The organism is Xanthobacter nonsaccharivorans, assembly GCF_043194755.2.
In the GTDB taxonomy this organism is placed as follows: Bacteria; Pseudomonadota; Alphaproteobacteria; order Rhizobiales; family Xanthobacteraceae; genus Xanthobacter; species Xanthobacter autotrophicus_G.
In genome coordinates this window covers 3,026,289-3,041,496 of the sequence record NZ_CM195526.1, presented here as the reverse complement: position 1 = coordinate 3,041,496, position 15,208 = coordinate 3,026,289, and the positions used below count along the sequence as shown (strand labels likewise).

The 15,208-nt window shown below is 68.8% G+C and carries 13 protein-coding genes; 2 read left to right on the top strand and 11 right to left on the bottom strand.

Translation table 11 applies throughout. From position 1 onward, the window contains the following. Positions 1-49: 49 nt before the first annotated feature. The 6 genes from atzF to V5F59_RS14000 form a co-directional block, all read right to left on the bottom strand. Positions 50-1,840 (bottom strand): allophanate hydrolase, encoded by a 1,791-nt coding sequence (atzF, locus tag V5F59_RS14025; protein ID WP_393978379.1) that lies wholly within the window; start codon positions 1,838-1,840, stop codon positions 50-52. Between the two features lie 334 nt (positions 1,841-2,174). Continuing rightward, positions 2,175-3,044, bottom strand: a complete 870-nt coding sequence (gene purU / locus V5F59_RS14020; RefSeq protein WP_393978377.1) for a formyltetrahydrofolate deformylase — start codon at positions 3,042-3,044, stop codon at positions 2,175-2,177. A 92-nt stretch (positions 3,045-3,136) separates the two neighbouring features. Continuing rightward, the gene (locus tag V5F59_RS14015) at positions 3,137-3,745 is read right to left on the bottom strand and encodes a sarcosine oxidase subunit gamma (protein ID WP_393978375.1); all 609 of its coding nucleotides are present in this window, start codon (positions 3,743-3,745) and stop codon (positions 3,137-3,139) included. Next, positions 3,738-6,695: a sarcosine oxidase subunit alpha family protein gene (locus V5F59_RS14010; RefSeq protein ID WP_393978373.1), complete on the bottom strand. Its 2,958-nt coding sequence runs from the start codon at positions 6,693-6,695 to the stop codon at positions 3,738-3,740. Before V5F59_RS14010 ends, V5F59_RS14015 begins: the two co-directional genes overlap by 8 nt. Beyond that, positions 6,692-6,964, bottom strand: coding sequence for a sarcosine oxidase subunit delta (locus V5F59_RS14005; protein WP_393978371.1), 273 nt, complete (start codon positions 6,962-6,964; stop codon positions 6,692-6,694). The genes V5F59_RS14010 and V5F59_RS14005 overlap by 4 nt, the downstream gene beginning before the upstream one ends. A 1-nt stretch (position 6,965) precedes the next feature. Beyond that, positions 6,966-8,219 carry a sarcosine oxidase subunit beta family protein gene (locus V5F59_RS14000; protein WP_393978369.1) on the bottom strand — a complete coding sequence of 418 codons (1,254 nt, stop codon included), beginning with the start codon at positions 8,217-8,219 and terminating at the stop codon, positions 6,966-6,968. Positions 8,220-8,322: 103 nt separating this feature from the next. Between V5F59_RS14000 and V5F59_RS13995 the strand changes: the two genes are divergently transcribed. Then, positions 8,323-9,288 carry a LysR family transcriptional regulator gene (locus V5F59_RS13995; protein WP_393978367.1) on the top strand — a complete coding sequence of 322 codons (966 nt, stop codon included), beginning with the start codon at positions 8,323-8,325 and terminating at the stop codon, positions 9,286-9,288. Positions 9,289-9,369: 81 nt separating this feature from the next. Next, on the top strand, positions 9,370-9,786 hold the full coding sequence (locus tag V5F59_RS13990) for a cupin domain-containing protein (RefSeq protein WP_393978365.1): 417 nt from the start codon (positions 9,370-9,372) through the stop codon (positions 9,784-9,786). 72 nt (positions 9,787-9,858) lie between these two features. Here the strand turns inward: V5F59_RS13990 and glnT are convergent, their stop codons facing one another. The 5 genes from glnT to V5F59_RS13965 form a co-directional block, all read right to left on the bottom strand. Beyond that, positions 9,859-11,220, bottom strand: a complete 1,362-nt coding sequence (gene glnT, locus V5F59_RS13985) for a type III glutamate--ammonia ligase (protein WP_393978363.1) — start codon at positions 11,218-11,220, stop codon at positions 9,859-9,861. 140 nt (positions 11,221-11,360) lie between these two features. After that, on the bottom strand, positions 11,361-12,698 hold the full coding sequence (locus V5F59_RS13980) for an FMN-binding glutamate synthase family protein (RefSeq protein WP_393978361.1): 1,338 nt from the start codon (positions 12,696-12,698) through the stop codon (positions 11,361-11,363). A gap of 11 nt (positions 12,699-12,709) precedes the next feature. Further along, positions 12,710-13,420: a protein glxC gene (locus V5F59_RS13975; RefSeq protein WP_393978359.1), complete on the bottom strand. Its 711-nt coding sequence runs from the start codon at positions 13,418-13,420 to the stop codon at positions 12,710-12,712. Beyond that, positions 13,417-14,316, bottom strand: coding sequence for a class II glutamine amidotransferase (locus V5F59_RS13970; RefSeq protein WP_393978357.1), 900 nt, complete (start codon positions 14,314-14,316; stop codon positions 13,417-13,419). Before V5F59_RS13970 ends, V5F59_RS13975 begins: the two co-directional genes overlap by 4 nt. Before the next feature lie 158 nt (positions 14,317-14,474). Beyond that, positions 14,475-15,134, bottom strand: coding sequence for a helix-turn-helix domain-containing protein (locus tag V5F59_RS13965; protein ID WP_393978355.1), 660 nt, complete (start codon positions 15,132-15,134; stop codon positions 14,475-14,477). Positions 15,135-15,208 lie beyond the last annotated feature (74 nt).

Genomic DNA, 15,208 nt, shown 5'->3' with positions numbered 1-15,208 from the left:
TCGTCGTGTTCCGTTTGAAAAGAAAGGCAGCTCCTTGTTTCCCCGCGGGTTAGGCGGGGGTGCCCGTTTTGACGAAGGCCCGGAAGCCGCCAAAGGAGGTGATGTCGCTCGCCTCCTCCAGGGCCGCTGCCTCGGCGAGGAAGCCGGTGACGCTGGTGCCGTCCGAGAGTTCCACCTGGCCGAGGCCGAGGGGGGCGGGAATGGTCGCGAGCAGCCGTCCGACGCCTTCATGCGGCAGCGACCAGACCTCGCCCGCGAGGGCGCCGCCGCCGGCCCGCGCCCGCACGACGCCGGGCCGCGGCACGCTGCCGGGCAGGAGCTTCATGCGGTAGCAGGGGGCGGTGGACACGGCCCGCACGAAGCGCGCTCCCATGGCCTTGAGGTCGTCATTGAGGGCCATGCCGGACAGATGTGCGCCGAACACGCACACATCGAGCCGGCCCGCCGCCTGGGGCGCCGGGAGTGGGGGCAACTCCGGCGCGGGGCCCTTGCTGCCACCGAGGGGCAGGCTGGCTTGTTCCACGAAGGCCCGGCCGAGGCTTGCCATCTCGGCGTCCTTTCCCGCGGGGGCGAGCAGGGTGATGCCATAAGGCACGCCCGAATGGGCGACGGTGGCGGGCACGGCGATGCCGCACAGGTCCATGAGGTTCACGAAATTGGTGTAGGTGCCATTCCGCGAATTGAGGCGGACGGGATCGGCGAGCACCTCATCCACCGTATAGGCGGTGGGGGCGGTGGGCAGCAGCAAAGCGTCGATGTCCGCCCAGACGGGTGTCGCCTTCGCGCGAAGTTCCTTCAGCCGGTACATGGCGCGAAAGGCATCCGCCGCGCTGGCCTTGCCACCTGGTTCGGTGATGGCGCGGGTGACGGGGTGCACCGCGTCCGGATCGGTGGTGAGCAGCTTCTCGGCGGCGATCCAGCGCTCCGCCACCCAGGGGCCTTCGTAAAGCAGGCGTGCGGTTTCGGCGAAGGGCGAGAAGTCGATCTCCTTCAGTACCGCGCCCATGGCGGAGAAACGGGCGAGCGCCTCGCGATAGGCGGCGGCGGCGTCCGCATCGCCGAAGAACTCCCGCTGGTCGGGCCGCAGCACGCCGAGGACGGGCGCCGCCGGCGGAGCGCTCAGGGCGCCCACGGGCAGGTCGCGGGAGAAGGCGTCCTCCTGGTCGAAGCCGCCGATCACCTTCAGCACCGCCATGGCGTCGTCCACGGTGAGGGCGAAGACGGAGATGCAGTCCAGCGTCTTGCAGGCCGGGACCAGCCCGGTGTTCGGCACCAGGCCGAGGGAGGGCTTCAGCCCCACGATATTGTTGAGCATGGCCGGCACGCGGCCCGAGCCTGCCGTGTCCGTGCCGAGGGAAACCGGCACGATGCCTGCGGCCACCGCCACCGCCGAGCCGGAGGAGGAGCCGCCGGGCACGAGCTTCGGATTGAAGGCATTGCGCGGAATGCCATAGGGCGAGCGCACGCCCACGAGGCCGGTGGCGAACTGGTCGAGGTTGGTCTTGCCAATGATGAGCGCGCCGGCGGCCTTCAGCCGGGCCACGGCGGTGGCGTCGCGCTCCGGCGCATAGGCGAAGGCGGGGCAGGCCGCGGTGGTGGGCAGGCCGGCCACATCGATATTATCCTTCACCGCGACCGGGATTCCGTAGAGGGGCAGGGAGGTGTCACCGCGCGCCTCCAGGGCCTGCGCCTCCGCCTGCACGTCCGCTTCCTCGCGCAGGGTGATGAACATGGCCGGGTCGTCGTGCACCGCGATCTTCGCGTAGACGGCGCGCACGGTCTCGGTGAGGGAGCGGCTGCCGGACCTGTGGGCGGAGAGAAGGCTGGCGACGGTCTGCATGGGCTACCCGTATCTGAGGCCGCACCGATGCGGCTCGGGAAAACTAGCAGGAAACGCGCCAATTGTATGCAATTTTACAAAATATAAGTATTATCAAGTATTTATGTTATATCTTAAGGCGCCTGACGCGGATGCTGTGCCGGCCTTCAGGCTCCAGAAACAGGCGAAATGCTGAAAAAATAGGCGTTTGTTTCTCTGCGGAGCATGGCAGCGGACGCTGGACCTGCCTGCGCTGGCCGGGTGGCCCTTGAACAACGCAAGATCGGGGCGGGAGTGTCCTCCCGCCCCGATCTTGCACTGTCGCTGTGGGGTGGCGGTGCTTGGCCGCGCCCGGTCAGTCGCGGAAGACGACCGTGCGCGAGCCGTTCAGCAGCACGCGGTCCTGCAGGTGCCAGGAGATGGCGCGGGCGAGCACCCGGCGCTCGATGTCGCGGCCCTTGCGCACCAGGTCCTCCGGGTCGTCCTGATGGGAGATGCGCTCCACATCCTGCTCGATGATCGGCCCTTCGTCGAGGTCCGAGGTCACGTAGTGGGCGGTGGCGCCGATGAGCTTCACGCCGCGGGCGTGGGCCTGGTGGTAGGGCTTGGCGCCCTTGAAGCCCGGCAGGAAGGAATGGTGGATGTTGATGCACTGGCCCGAAAGCTTGGCGGACAGCCCGTCCGAGAGCACCTGCATGTAGCGGGCGAGCACCGCGAGCTCGGAACGGGTGGACTGGAAGATCTCCCAGATCTTCGTTTCCTGCTCCAGCTTGGTGGCCTTGCTCACCGGCAGGTGGTGGAAGGGGATGCCGTCGAAATCGAGATGGGCATAGGTCTCGATGGGATGGTTCGAGATGATGCCCGTGATGTCCATGTGGATCTCGCCGATGCGCCAGCGATAGAGCAGGTCGGCAAGGCAATGGTCGAACTTGGAGACCAGCAGCAGCACCCGCCGCTTCTCGGCCTTGGGGCGCATGGTCCAGCTCAGGGAGAAGGGCTCGGCGACGGCTGCGAACCCTTCGCGGATCTCGGCAAGGCTCGCCTCGCTCGCCACCACGTTGAACACGACGCGCATGAAGAAGCGGCCGGTCTCGGTGTCGTCGAACTGCTGGGCTTCCAGGATGTTGCAGCCCTTCTCGAACAGGAAGGTGGAGACCCCCGCCACGATGCCCGGTCGGTTCGGGCAGGAGAGGGTGAGGATGAACGGCTCGGCGGGCGTCGTCATATGTCAGCGTCTCTGGGCTGGCGCGCCTCGGTGGCAGGCGGTCGCGCGATGAAGGAAGGTCGGCGGAAGGAAGAGCGCGCGCCGCGCTGCGGTCAACCTCGGCCGGCGTTGGCGAGGGCGAAGCCGTATTCCTGGGCACTCGCGGTGAGCCAGCGCAGGAAGGCGGGCGCGAAGGAACGCGGAACGGCGAAGCGATAGCGGGGCGCGTCATCCATCTGCCAGAAGGTGACGCCCACGTGCGAAACCGAGGTGGTCGCCGCATCCCCTGCCTCGAAGGCGACGGGGTGGAGGTCCACCGCCACGCCCTTGGCGAGGCCCTCGCGGACCTTGGGGCCGGAAATGTCCAGCACCAGATTGGCGTCGCTCTGGTCGGTGATGGCAGCAAGGCCCGGGAAAAGGCTCTTCAGCCAGGCCACCAGCGCCGGTCCCTCCAGTCCCTCGGCCATGACCAGCCAGCGGCCTGGCCCGGTGCCGACCGCCTGGAGCCCGGCACCAGTGCCGAGGCGGGGGGCGTCGACCAGCGGCAGGCCAGCGGCGGATGCGGCGGCGAGCAGGCTCGCGGTCGCACCCTTGCGGGCGACGAGGGTCGCGAGGGCAAGGCGCTCCACGGTGCGCGCGGACACGCCGGTCGCGCCATCCGGGCCGTAATGCCCCGCCGGCACGAGGCGGGTGGGGGCAAGCTGTTCCAACTGGTCAGACACGCTGCTTCTCCCCTTGCGGGTCGATGAATGCGGGAGAGCACACCTCGACCTCGATGTCACCGCCGCGCACCGGGTCATAGGCGCGCACCCGCTCACCGATGCGCTCCGGCCCACGCTTCAGGAGGCCGAGGCCGATGAAGTGGCCGAGGGTCGGGGAATAGGCGATCGAGGTCATGTAGCCCTCGTCGTTCTCGGTGGTCGGGGCGGCCCCGACCTTCAGGACATGCGCGCCGGCCCTGAGGCGCGCGCCCGGTTCCACCGGCTTGAAGCCGACGAAGGCGGGCCGCTCCGGATCGAGGAATGCGGGACGGGCGGCCAGCACGCGGCCGATGTAGTCCTTCTTGGTGGAGGCCATCTTGCCGAGGCCCAGGTCGCGGGCGCTGGTCTGCCCGTTCAGCTCGCTGCCGGAGACGTGCCCCTTCTCGATGCGCATGACGCCCAGCGCCTCGACGCCATAGGGCGTGATGCCGAAGGGCGCGCCCGCCTCCATCAGCGCCCGCATCAGCGCCTCGCCCTTCGAGGCCGGCACGGCGATCTCATAGCCGAGCTCGCCGGAGAAGGAGAGGCGGAAGATGCGGGCCTCGACGCCCCCCATCACCGTCGTCTGGGCCACGCCCATGAAGGGCAGGCCGGTGTTGGAGACGTCGTATCCGTCCACCACCTTCGCCAGCACCTCGCGGGAGCGCGGCCCCGACATGGCGATCTGCGCCCATTGCTCGGAGACTGAGGCGAGCTGCACGTCCAGCTCCGGCCACAGCACCTGCAGGCAATATTCCAGATGCTGGAACACCTTGGCCGCGTTCGCCGTGGTGGTGCTCATCACGTAATGGTCGTCTGCGAGGCGCGCGGTGGTGCCGTCGTCCATCACGATGCCGTCCTCGCGCAGCATCACGCCGTAGCGCGCCTTGCCCACGGCCAGGGTCGAGAACATGTTGATGTAGACGCGGTCGAGGAAGGTGCCGACGTCCGGCCCCTGCAGATCGATCTTGCCGAAGGTGGAGACATCGATGACGCCGACGCTTTCCCGCGTCGCCTTCACCTCGCGGTTCACGGTCTCGAGCCAGTCCTTCTCCCCGGGTTTCGGGAAGTAGGCCGCGCGCATCCAGAGTCCGGTCTCGACGAACACGGCGCCCTGCGCCTCCGCCCAGTCGTGGGTCGGTGTCGGGCGGGCCGGCTTGAAGTCCATGCCGCGGTGATGGCCGGCGAGAACGCCAAGCGCCACAGGGGTATAGGGTGGGCGGAACACGGTGGTGCCGGTGGCGGGAATGCCCTTGCCGGTCAGCTCCGCCATGATGGCGAGGCCCGCCATGTTGGACGTCTTGCCCTGGTCCGTGGCCATGCCCAGCGTGGTGTAGCGCTTCAGCAGCTCCACCGCCCGGAAGCCCTCGCGATGGGCCAGCGCCACGTCCTTGGCGGTGACGTCGTTCTGCTGGTCCACGAACGCCGGACCTTTGCCGGCCACATGCCAGAAGGGCTTGAGACCGCTCGGCTTTTCCTCAGCGGCCGGCGCCGGGGCGTGGGGAGGCGCGAAGCCTGCCGCCTCGGCCGCCGCCGCGCCCAGCTCGGTGCCGTCCTTCAGGCATTCGGACAAGGCGAGGTGGCCTGCCGCGGCACCCGCCACCGCCATGCCGGGGGGCAGGGCGCCGGGGACGAAGGCGGCGATGTCCTCGCGCCAGATGGGCTTGCCGCCCTGATGGCAGGTGAGGTTGAGGTTGGGCGTCGCTCCCCCGGACACGCCGAGCGCCTCGACGGCCAGGGTCTCGGACCCGCGCGGGGTGCGAATGGTGATGGATTTCAGGCACTTGCCTGACGTTGCCACCACCTCGCCCTCGGTGATGACCCGCACCCCCAGCGCCTTCGCCCGCGCCGCCAGAGAAGCGGGAAGGGCGGGGCGGACATCGATGACGGCTTCCACCTTCAGCCCGGCCTGCGCGGCGTCGAGGGCGGCGGATACTGCATTGTCGTTGTTGGAGAAAACGGCCGCGTTCGCGCCCGCGCCCGCGCCGAAGCGGGTGGCGTAGGTGGCGAGCGCATCGGCGGTCATCACTCCCGGCCGGTCGTTGCCGGGGAAGACGATGGGCCGGTCGAAGGCGCCGGAGGCGAGGATGGAACGCTTCGCCACGATGCGCCACAGGCGCTGGCGCGGCTGGAACGGCGCAGGCACCGCCAGATGGTCGCCAACCCTTTCCACGGCGCCATATTCGCCGCCGTCATAGGCGCCGAACACGGTGGTGCGGGGCATGAGCCTGATGTTCTTGAGGCTCGACAGCTCCGCCTCCGCCTTCGCCACGAATTCGGTGGCTTCGAGGCCATCTATGACTGAACGTTCAGACAGCAGCCGGCCGCCGAGCCGGAAGTCCTCGTCGGCGAGCACCACCCGGGCGCCCGACCGGCCGGCCGCGAGGGCGGCGGCAAGGCCCGCCGCGCCGGAGCCGATCACCAGCACGTCGCAGAAGAGGGTGGCCTTCTCATAATGGTCCGGGTCGGGCGCGTCGGCGGCGCGGCCGAGGCCGGCGGCGCGGCGGATCACGGGCTCGTACACCTTCTCCCAGAAGGCGGCGGGCCACATGAAGGTCTTGTAGTAGAAGCCGGCGCCGAGGAAGGGCGAAACGAGGCGGTTGATGCTCAGCACGTCGTGGTCGAGGGAGGGCCAGCGGTTCTGGCTCTGGGCCTCCAGGCCGTCGTACAGCTCCACCATGGTGGCGCGGGTGTTGGGCTCGCGCCGGGCGCCGGAGCGCAGCTCCACCAAAGCGTTCGGCTCTTCCGAGCCCACCGTCATCACGCCCCGGGGGCGGTGATACTTGAAGGAGCGGCCCATGAGCCGCACCCCGTTGGCGAGCAGGGCCGAGGCGAGGGTGTCGCCGGGGTGGCCGGTGTAGGTCCGGCCGTCGAAGGAGAAGGAGAGGGTGCGGCTGCGGTCGATCAGGCCGCCGGAAGCAAGGCGGGTCATTCTGCGGCCTCCGGAGCGCGGGCGAATGCCACGGCGGTGATGGCGTGGGTGCGGGTGTCGCGCGTCACCTTCAGCCAGCGGCGGCAGCCGCTCGCGTGGTACCACAGCTCGTCCATGACGCCGGCGACGTTGTCGCGCTCATAGACATAGGCGGCGAAGGCCTCCGCCGCGTCGGGGGCGAGGGGATCCGGCCGGGTGGGGGCCGCATCGCCCAGATAAGCGAATTCGTGGGACGAACGCGCGCCGCAATAGGGACAGGGAATGCGCATGTCAGTGCAGGTTCGGCTGGGCGCCGACCCCCTTCTCGTCGATGATGGCGCCGGAGCGGAAGCGGTCGAGGCGGAAGGCGGCGTTGAAGCGGTGCGCCTCGTCTTTCGCGATGGTCCAGGCGAAGCACCAGCCGGAAGCCGGGGTCGCCTTGAAGCCCCCGTAGTTCCACGCCGTGTTGAGGTAGAGGCCGGGCAGGGGCCCCACGTCGATGATGGGCGAGCCGTCCATGGACATGTCCACGAGGCCGCCCCACGACCTCAGCATCCTGAGGCGGCCGATGAGGGGCATGAGCGCCATGCCGCCCTCGGCCACGTCCTCCACCACCGGGAGATTCCCGCGCTGGGCATAGGAATTGTAGCCGTCGATGTCGCCGCCGAAGACGAGGCCGCCCTTGTCCGACTGGCTGACGTAGAAATGCCCCATGCCAAAGGTGATGACCCCCGGCACCAGCGGCTTCAGCCCTTCGGAGACGAAGGCCTGCAGCACGTGGCTCTCGATGGGAAGGCGCAGTCCCAGCGGCTTCACCACGCGCGAGGTGGAGCCGGCCACGGCGAGCGCCACCTTCTTCGCGCGGATGGTGCCGCGGGTGGTTTCCACGCCCACCACCGTATCCCCCTCGCGGAGGAAGCCGGTGACCTCGCAATTCTGCACGATGTCCACGCCGAGGCGGTCGGCCGCGCGGGCATAGCCCCACACCACCGCATCGTGGCGCGCGGTGCCGGCCCGGGCCTGCATCAGCCCGCCCTTGATGGGAAAGCGGGAATTGTCGAAATCGAGGAAGGGGCAGAGCGCACGCACCTGCTCCCGGTCGAGCAGCTCGGAACCGGCGCCCGCGAGCCGCATGGCATTGCCGCGCCGGGCATAGGCGTCGCGCTGGGCATCGGAATGGTACAGGTTGATGATGCCGCGCTGGGAGACCATGGCGTTGTAGTTGAGGTCCTGCTCGAGGCCCTCCCACAATTTCATGGACCATTCGTAGAAGGGCTCGTTGCCCGGCAGCAAATAGTTGGAGCGGATGATGGTGGTGTTGCGCCCGGCATTGCCGGAGCCGATGTGCGCCTTCTCCAGCACCGCGATGTTGCGGATGCCGTGCTCCTTGGCGAGGTAATAGGCGGTGGCGAGGCCATGGCCGCCGCCGCCGACGATGATCACGTCATATTGCGGCTTCGGCGTTGCATCGCGCCAGGCAGGCTGCCAGCCGGTCTGGCCGTTCAGCGCATTGGCGATGAGGCTCAGGAAGGAATAGCGGGACATCTGAAACTCGCTGAGGCGGGCGCGCAAACTCTCTTGTTTCTTCTATATCCTCCCGGCAAAGCAGGGATAATATAAATCCTGCTTATAGTGTGGAGCCGGCGCCGTGCGGGAGCTTCTGCCCTTTGATCTCAAGGCCTTGGAGATCTTCCTCGCGGTTTGCGAGGAAGGGGCCATGGCCGGCGCGGCGCGGCGGCTCGGCCTGACCCAGCCGGCCGTGTCGCAGGCGGTGGCGGAGCTGGAGGGCCGCATGGGCGTCGCGCTGTTCGATCGCGCGGTGCGCCCGCTGGGCCTCACCTCCGCCGGCGGCGTGCTGCGGCAGAAGGCGAGCGCGCTCCTTTCCGAGGCGCGGCAGATCGTGCCGGCATTGAAGGAGACGGAGCACGGCCGCCTGCCGCTCGTCCGTGCCGGCCTCGTCGATTCCCTCTCGCGGGCACTGGCGGCGCCTCTCGCCGGCCGGCTTGCCGCGCTGGCGGAGGAGGTGTCGATCCTGTCTGGCCTCACCGCCTCCCATGCCAGCGCATTGCTCTCGCGCCAGCTGGACCTGCTGGTGGGGGTGGACGAGCTGGCCGACATCGAGGGGCTGGAACGCTTCCCGCTGCTGACCGAGCCCTATGTGCTGCTGCTCCCCGCGGGGGAGGGCGCGCCGCAGCGGGTGGAGGAGCTGGCGCGGCTCTGCGCGCGGCTGCCGCTGGTGCGCTTTTCCGCCCGCTCCAAGACCGGCATCGAGATCGAGCGGCATCTGCGGCGCCTCAAGCTGGACCTGCCGCGGCGGCTGGAGTTCGACACGCCGCATGGGGTGACGGCCACCGTCGCCGCGGGGGAGGGCATCGCCGTGACCACGCCGCTCTGCATCTTCGAGGCGGGAGTGGCGCTCGACCGACTCGCCTGCGCGCCCCTGCCGGGGGCGGCCTTCTCGCGCAGCCTCACCCTCATCGCCCGCCGGCAGGAGCTGGGCCGCCTGCCGCGGGAGGTGGCCGCCTTCTGCCGTGAGACGCTTGCGGAGGAGGTGGTGCCGGCGCTGCGCGGGGCGCTGCCATGGCTTGGGGAGAGCTTCGGCGTTCCGGCATAAAGGCGCGGGACGCGGTTGCCTGGGCGCCCTATCCTTCCCGGTGTTGTCCGCGCCGGCGCGGAATCCAGGGAGGAACGGAGCATGCTCAACCGACGCGGGTTCATATCCTGCGCCATCTGCACGGCGGCGGGGTTCGCAGCCACCGCCGTGTCGGCCCAGGGCCAGCCCCCCCAGCCGCAGGGCGTTTCGCGAAAGGTGCTAGGCCGCACCGAGCTGCCGGGCGACACGTACGTCACCATCCTCATGGAGGCGGAGTTCGACGCTGGCCTCAAGCTGGCGCGTCACACCCATCCGGGCATCGAGAACATCTATATCGTGGCGGGAGGCGGGGTGGTTTCCGTGAAGGGCCAGGCCGACCGCGCCGTGACTGCCGGCGAGGGGTTGCAGATCCCCGCCGAGGTGCCGCACGCCTTTCAGGTGGGGCCGGAGAAAACCCGCCTCGCCATCACCTACGTGGTGGAGAAGGACAAGCCGTTGGCCTCGCCGGCCCCGGAGTGAGGGGCCTGAACGAAGCGAGCCCGGCGCGGGGAAAGCGCCGGGCTCTTCGGGGACAACGCGACAGAGCAGGGCTCAGATGTCGAGGGTGTTGTCCCGTTCCCATTGGGTGAGGTGGCGGGAGTAGGCGTTCCACTCCTCGTTCTTCAGCTTCAGATACCCATCCACCAGCGGCGCGCCGAGGCTGTCGCGCAGCACCTTCGACTTGTCGAGGGCACGCAGCGCGTCGAGCATGTTGAGGGGCAGGCGCTTGGCGCCCTTCACCTTGTGGCCGTCGGTGTACATGTTGATGTCGAGGCGCTTGCCCGGGTCGCGCTCGTTCTTGATGCCGTCGAGGCCCGCCGCCAGCAGGCCCGCCTGCAGGAGGTACGGGTTCGCCGCGCCGTCGGCGAGGCGGAACTCGAAGCGGCCCGCATCGGGGATGCGGATCATGTGCGTGCGGTTGTTGCCGGTATAGGTGACGGTGTTGGGGGCCCAGGTGGCGCCGGAAATGGTGCGCGGGGCGTTGATGCGCTTGTAGGAGTTCACCGTCGGGTTGGTGAGCGCGCACAGGGCATCGGCATTGTGGATCAGGCCGCCGATGAAATTGTAGCCGAGCTTGGAGACGCCGAGCTCGCCGGTGGGATCGGAAAAGGCGTTCTTGCCCTTCTGCCACAGGGAGACATGGGCGTGGCAGCCGGAGCCCGTGAGGTTGATGAAGGGCTTCGGCATGAAGGTCGCGCGCAGGCCATGCTGCTCGGCGATGGACTTCACCATGTACTTGAAGAAGACATGGCGGTCGGCGGTCAGGAGGGCGTGGTCGTAGTTCCAGTTCATCTCGAACTGGCCGTTGGCGTCCTCATGGTCGTTCTGGTAGGCGCCCCAGCCCAGCTTCAGCATGGCGTCGCAGATGTCCTTGATGACATCGTAGCGGCGCATGAGGGCGGACTGGTCGTAGCAGGGCTTCTCGGCGGTGTCCGCGCCGTCCGAGATGGACTTGCCATCGGCGGTGGTGAGGAAATACTCGCACTCGACGCCGGTCTTCATCACGTAACCGAGGCTGGCGGCCTCCGCGAGCTGCTTCTTCAGCACCGTGCGCGGGCCCTGCGCCACTTCCTTGCCGTCCATGATGAGGTCGGCGGCGAGCCAGCCGATCTCTTCCTTCCACGGCAGCTGGATGAGGCTCGTCGGGTCCGGCACCGCGAACAGGTCCGGATCGGCGGGGGACATGTCCAGCCAAGTGGCGAAGCCGGCAAAGCCGGCGCCCTCCTTCTGCATCCCCGCAATGGCAGCGGCGGGCACGAGCTTGGCCCGGAGCCCGCCGAACAGGTCCACGTAGGAGATGAGGAAGTACTTGATGCCGCGCTCCTTCGCCACCTTGGCGAGGTCGGTTTCCGCCTTGGCGGACACGGTGGAGCGTCCTTCCGCCTCCCGTGCGATTTCGGCAATGCGCTTCATGTGGTTTTCCCCGGAATGGAAGGTCTCGGTGTTCTTGATCGGTGTTATTGGCCAGTATTTTTGGCCAGTATTCTTGGAATACTGTTCTTGCAAAAGGCCGCGCCGGTCGAGCGGCGCGGCCTCGTCGTCAGGGGCGGGGCTCAGTAGCCGCCGGTCTTCCCCGGGATCCAGGAGGTGCCGGCGAGCGGCACGCCGGCCATGGCGGCGGCCTCCACCGTGAGGGCGACGAGGTCCTCCGGCTCCAGATTATGCACGTGGCTCTTGCCGCAGGCGCGGGCGATGGTCTGCGCCTCCAGCGTCATCACGGACAGGTAGTTGGCGAGGCGGCGGCCGGCCTTCACCGGGTCGAGCCGGGCGGCGAGCACGGGATCCTGGGTGGTGATGCCCGCCGGGTCGAGGCCCTCGTGCCAGTCGTCATAGGCGCCGGCGGTGGTGCCGAGCGCCTGGTACTCGGCCTCGTGGATGGGGTCGTTGTCGCCCAGCGCGACGAGGGCGGCCGTGCCGATGGCCACCGCGTCGGCGCCCAGCGCCAGCGCCTTGGCCACGTCCGCACCGGAGCGGATGCCGCCGGAGACGATGAGCTGCACCTCGCGGTGCATGCCGAGGTCCTGCAGCGCCTGTACCGCCGGGCGGATGGCCGAGAGGATGGGCAGGCCCACGTGCTCGATGAACACGTCCTGGGTCGCCGCGGTGCCGCCCTGCATGCCGTCGAGCACCACCACATCGGCGCCCGCCTTCACCGCCAGCGCGGTGTCGTAATAGGGGCGGGAGGCGCCGACCTTCACATAGATGGGCTTCTCCCAGTCGGTGATCTCGCGCAGCTCCTCGATCTTGATCTCGAGGTCATCCGGGCCGGTCCAGTCGGGGTGGCGGCAGGCGGAGCGCTGGTCGATGCCCTTGGGCAGGGTGCGCATGGCGGCGACGCGGTCGGAGATCTTCTGGCCCAGCAGCATGCCGCCGCCGCCGGGCTTGGCGCCCTGGCCGATGACGATCTCGATGGCGTCCGCCTTGCGCAGGTCCACCGGGTTCATGCCGTAGCGCGACGGCAGGTATTGGTAGACGAGGGTCTGGGACTGGCCGCGCTCCTCCGGCGTCATGCCGCCGTCACCGGTGGTGGTGGAGGTGCCCACCGTGGTGGCGCCGCGGCCGAGCGCCTCCTTGGCGTTGGCCGAGAGGGCGCCGAAGCTCATGCCGGCGATGGTCACCGGGATCTTCAGGTGGATGGGCTTCTTGGCGAAGCGGGTGCCGAGCATCACGTCGGTGCCGCACTTCTCGCGGTAGCCTTCCAGTGGGTAGCGCGACATGGAGGCGCCGAGGAAGAGCAGGTCGTCGAAGTGAGGCACCTTGCGCTTGGTGCCGCTGCCGCGGATGTCATAGATGCCGGTGGCTGCGGCGCGGCGGATCTCGGCGAGCGTCGCCGGATCGAAGGTGGCCGAGAAGCGGGGCGGGGTGCGGGGCACGTTGGAATGAGCTGTCATCGTCTCGGCCCTCAGTACGCGGACGCGTTGTCGACGTGGAAATTGTAGAGGCGCCGGGCCGAGCCGTAGCGCTTGAACTCGGAGAGGTCGACGCTGCCGGGCGCGATGCCGGCGGCCTCGAGCTTCTGGGCGAGCAGCGCCTTGTGCTCGTCGCGCAGCTCCTTCTCGATGCAGTCGGCACCGAGGCTCTTCACCGTGCCGCGCACGAACAGCTTGGCCTCGTAGAGGCTGTCGCCCAGCGCGTCGCCTGCATCGCCCATCACCACCAGCGCGCCGGCCTGGCCCATGAAGGCGCTCATGTGGCCGATGGAGCCCTTCACGATGATGTCGATGCCCTTCATGGAGATGCCGCAGCGGGCGGAGGCGTTGCCGTCGATGACCAGCAGGCCGCCATGGCCGGTGGCGCCGGCGGACTGGCTGGCATCGCCCCGCACGTGGACGAAGCCGCTCATCATGTTCTCGGCGACACCCTGGCCGGCATTGCCGTGGATGATCACCGACGCCTCGGCATTCATGCCGGCGCAGTAATAGCCCACGTTGCCCTCGATCTCGACGGTGAGCGGGGCGGCGATGCCCACGGCCACCGCGTGGCGGCCGTTGGGGTTCAGCACCCGCCAGCGGCGGGCGTTGGCCTCGGCGGAGGCCTTGTGCAGGGCTTCGTTCAGCTCGCGCAGCGGGGTGGCGGCGAGATCGAAGGTGACATCGGGGGAGATGGCGTTCACTGGGCGCGCTCCCAGAAATAGACGGTGGCGGGTTCCGGCTCGAAGACCTTGGCCTTGGCGATGCCGGGCAGGTCCACGAGGGCACGGTATTCGGAGCCGAAGGCGACGTACTGGTCGGTCTCGGCCATCACGGCGGGCTTGCAGGCGACGGGATCGCGCAGCACGCCGAAGCCATTCTCCGTGCCCACCACGAAGGTGAAGAAGCCATCGAGGTCATTCAGCCCCGCCTCCAGCGCCTCACCCAGGGACGCGCCCTGCTTCATGCGCCAAGTGAGATAGCCGGCGGCCACCTCGCTGTCGTTCTCGGTCTCGATGGCCACGCCCTCGCGCTTCAGCGCGCGGCGCAGGGCATTGTGGTTGGAGAGGGAGCCGTTGTGCACCAGGCACTGGTCGGTGCCGGTGGAGAAGGGATGGGCGCCGGCGGTGGTCACCGCGCTCTCGGTGGCCATGCGGGTGTGGCCGATGCCATGGGTGCCGCGCATGGTGGCGAGCCCGAAGGTCTCGGCCACGGAGGCGGGCAGGCCCACTTCCTTGAAGATCTCCATGCGGGTGCCGGAGCCAACCACGGCCACCTCCGGATGCCGCTCGGCGAGGAAGGCGCGCACCTGCGCCTCGTGCGCGGCGGGCACCTCCACCACCGCGTGGGTTCCGCGGATGGAGAGCGCCGGAATGCCGTCGGCCGGGAGGGACAGGCCGGTGGCCAGTGCCTCGAAGTCGTAGCCCTTCGCGGCGCGAAGGGAGAGCTTCACCTTGTCCTTCCCGCCGGCGCCGTAGACCGCGAAGCCGGCGCTGTCCGGGCCGCGGTCGGTCATGACGCAGAGCATGGAGGCGAGCATGGCCCCGAGCTCACTTTCGAGCTTCGGGTCCTTCAAGAAAAGTCCGACGATGCCGCACATGGCGCTGTCACTGTCTCCATTGCGGGCCGCGCGAGCGACCTTGGAATGAAGAAGTACGCCGAACCGGAAGATGCGTCAACGACTGAGAATAAATTTTTCGCTTGAGGAAAACTCTCCCGTCCCGGTCCGGCTGCCATTCCTGGAGGCCGGCGCGATGCTCAGTGGCGATCGCGGCCGTAGACGATGATGGAGAGGTAGGTCATGGGCGTGGCGACCAGATCCTCCGGCCCGTGGGCGGCGCCGGAATCGAACATCAGCGCATCGCCCGCGCGCAGGTGATAGGTGCGGTCGGCATGGCGGTAGAGCACCTCGCCGGAGAGCATGTAGATGAACTCGACGCCCGCGTGGCGGAAGCCGGTGTAGGGCGCCGCCTCTTCCGACAGGGTGATGAGATAGGGTTCCACCACGATGTCGCCGCCGAGGCCGTGGCCCAGCAGCTCGTACTGGTGGCCCACCTTGGTGCCGCGCCGCTCGATGATGACGCCCTGGTGCGCCCGCACGAAGGAACAGTCGCGCCGTTCCTCGAAGGCCGAGAACAGCGTGGTGATGGGCACGTTCAGCGCCTTGGAGATGGCCTGCAGCGTGGCGAGGGAGGGGGAGATCTGCCCGTTCTCGATCTTCGACAGCATGCCCACCGAGATGCCGGCGGCGCCGGCGAGATCGGAAACGGTGAGGTCCAGCTCGCGGCGGATGGAGCGCACCTGCACGCCGAGCGCCTGTTCCAGCGTCACCGCCGCCGCGGCAGGGGCTCCGGAACCCGTAGACAGATCAATCGCTTCGGCCGCTTCCGCGCTGCCCTTCGCCTTCCTTTCGGCCACTCTCCTGCCCCCGATTCCTGACGCGGCCAGCTGGTCTGCCCGCATCAGCACTTTGCCAGCTTCCGCGGCGGATG